This is a genomic window from Desulfosporosinus metallidurans (assembly GCF_001936615.1).
GTDB lineage: Bacteria > Bacillota > Desulfitobacteriia > Desulfitobacteriales > Desulfitobacteriaceae > Desulfosporosinus > Desulfosporosinus metallidurans.
The window spans coordinates 1-2,986 of sequence record NZ_MLBF01000124.1; the positions used below are offsets into that span (position 1 = coordinate 1).

Annotated in this window: 2 protein-coding genes and 1 pseudogene; all 3 read right to left on the reverse strand. The window is 39.7% G+C overall.

Features of this window, described 5'->3' with window-relative positions; all coding sequences use genetic code 11:
- Positions 1-47 precede the first annotated feature (47 nt).
- Positions 48-1,214 (reverse strand): sulfate adenylyltransferase, encoded by a 1,167-nt coding sequence (gene sat, locus DSOL_RS25785; RefSeq protein WP_075367555.1) that lies wholly within the window; start codon positions 1,212-1,214, stop codon positions 48-50.
- A gap of 674 nt (positions 1,215-1,888) precedes the next feature.
- Positions 1,889-2,239: a YlbF/YmcA family competence regulator gene (locus DSOL_RS25790; protein WP_075367556.1), complete on the reverse strand. Its 351-nt coding sequence runs from the start codon at positions 2,237-2,239 to the stop codon at positions 1,889-1,891.
- A 280-nt stretch (positions 2,240-2,519) separates the two neighbouring features.
- Positions 2,520-2,986: pseudogene (locus tag DSOL_RS25795) on the reverse strand (adenylyl-sulfate reductase subunit alpha); the annotation flags it as partial.

Sequence of the window (2,986 nt, forward strand, 5' to 3'; positions counted from 1 at the left end):
ATGGGTTCTTTCACAATCCGAAGCTTAGATACTGTGCACGATAAAGTTTACTTAGAGGCGTAATACTTGAGCAGGATTTTCAAGACTTCTGGACGACTGAAATTGCTTGGTGGAACCTCGCCTTTGGCTAACATTCCTCGCAACTTTGTGCCACTAATTTTCAAGTGATCTTCTTTACCGTGCGGACATGTTTTTTCTGTAGTCATTCCTTCGCATTTGTTACAATACATAGCTGCGGTCACTTTGATGGGCTGACAGAGAAGTTCGCCTGGTTTGAATTGGTCAAATATTTCTTGAGCTTGATAAGCTGTATAATAGTCGCCCACACCAGCATGATCACGACCCACTAGAATGTGGCTGCAACCAAAGTTTTGGCGGAAAATAGAGTGAAGAATAGCTTCGCTAGGTCCAGCATAGCGCATTTCCATCGGATAAACTCTCATCACAACATTTTTCTCATTAAAATAATTCTTTAACAAAACTTCATAACATTCTAGACGTGTTTCAGCAGGAATATCGCCCTCTTTGAGTTTTCCGACGATTGGGTGAATAAACAGGCCATCACATACTTCATTACCCATCTTGCATAAGAATTCATGGGAACGATGTAATGGATTCCTTGTTTGGAAAGCAGCGACGGTAGCCCAGCCCCTCTCATCAAACAACGCTCTAGTTTGCTCAGGGGTAGCGTAGTAATCACCGTATTTAGTAGCATATCCGAGTTGGCTAAAGGTTACCAACGAACCACCAACATTGATATTCCCTTGGCTCATAACTTTAATAACACCGTCGTGTGCAGCATCATCCGTAAAGAAAACGGCCTTACATTCCTTGACTTTGTCATACTCATATTTATCACTAATTGTTAATATTCCGCAATAAGTATCGGTTTCGTCATCCACTAAGGCTACTTCCATGCCAATTTTGAGGGTGGCTGCTTGCTCTTCATTGACGGAAAGTGTGATTGGAAGAGGCCATGCTAAACCATTGGTTAAGTGTTTTGTTTCTACAACACTTTCATAATTTGCTTTGTCCATAAATCCTGTCAATGGGCTAAATGCACCCATACCAATCATTAAAAGGTCAGAAGTTTCTCTAGAACTCATACGAATTACAGGTAATGTTTTTGCTTTTGCCAAAGCCTCAGCTCGTTGTGATTCAGGGAGTAATACCGGAGTTAACTTTCCACCATGTGGCGCTACTAGTTTAGACATGCTCTAGTCCTCCTCATTTAAGTATGTGACTATACTCACAAATAAAGACTACCACCATGACCATATTTAGTCAATAATTCCAGCATCAATTTATCATATGGTGACACGCTTTACTGTTGAGTTATTATGTCGCAATTATTCGAATTTAGCAATATAAGTTACTCATCGACTCTAAAACTATCTCGAACGAACCGATAAAAGACAATCGTCCTCATGCCGCTTGAGCAGGGCATTCAAATAGAGAACGGAAAAATAACATCATTCCTGTCCACTATTTAAGAGGATAACCCCAGATTACTTTGACAAAATACTCAAATTTAACACATAATAGATTAGCCTACCTATGCAATCAATTACTCTTAGCACTAAAAGTGCACCCAATATAGCCATATACCTAGAATCCTGCCATTGCAATTTTATATGGTATAATTCTTTTTTCAAGATAGTATTTCAAAGCTTAGTCGCTATACTCTATAATCACTTCATTTTACGCATACCAAAAAACCCCATATGTGTTGACACATGGGGACGGAAAACCCAAATCATGAACCGAGGATACCAAATGTCTCCGGGAACCCCTAGCAAGCTATTTGGCATGCCATGAATCCCCATTGCCATATCGTCCCTATGTTAGTAAGGTAATTCACTCTTAGTCAAAGATCAAAACCTTACAGTCATTTCGTTTCGACGCTCTTAATTCCCTCTTTAATTTTCCCAGATATTTGTTCCATAAACTCCTGAAACTTCGTATTAGCGTTGTTAGATAATAGTACCTGACTATTTCTAATACATAAAACTTCCATATCCTTGATCTTTTCCTGTTCTTCTTTGCTCAATTCTATTCCAGCCATTCGCTTGCCATGGTGTTCCTGTTTCAATTTTTGCAGGTCTTCTACTAGTTTAAGAGCCTCCGGATTATGTAGAAGATCATATTCAGACTTCTTAAATTCTTGGTAGATAGCAGTAAGAGCGATTGACTTACCTAGCTCAGTGCATTTTTGCATAATTTCCTCAAGTTTATCCATATCCATGATTCCTCCTTTGATCTATCAAAATAATTCATCCGACCTAATTAGTATTTACAACGTATGTTTTTCTAGTAAAAAATCATTAAGGAGAACCACAGATTTGCAGCGTACAAGTAAGCAAGAACATTTAATATGCTTACCGTCATTTAATCGGGGGATGAATACAAATCTGTAAACACAAATTTGCGCCCATCCCCTTTTTCAATCCGCAAATTAGGCATTAGCCTATTCTAAGGCCTAGTTACCGATTGTCTTAATCTATTACCTTAACCAAGTGTTACTCAACGCCAAACATATTGATAATTGGACGTTTGAAGACTGACCATTCATTAGTCGCTGGATCAACCTTCATATTGACGAAGCAAAGCCAGTTTTCTTCATCCAATGTCGGATAGTCTGTGCGGAAGTAATAGCCAGGCCAACGGGTTTCTTTACGGAACTCCACTGCGCGCAAGTGGGCTTCTGCTTGCCATAATCTGTGTTTGTTTTCCCAAACTCTCAACAGTTCATACAGATCTCTAGCGGCCAGTTTCTCTGAGTCTTCTTTGAGGAAGCCTAACAGTTCTGCTCCACGAGTCAACGAGGCCTCGTTGGTTGCAAAGTTAGAGCCTGCACCACCAACATACTCATCCATGAGCTTTTGTAGACGGAACATAAATTGCTTAGGAATGATATAGTTTGGATTGACATTCTCATCCGTGCTGAAGCCTTTGAATTCTTCAAAGAGTGCCAATGGTTGGAAGG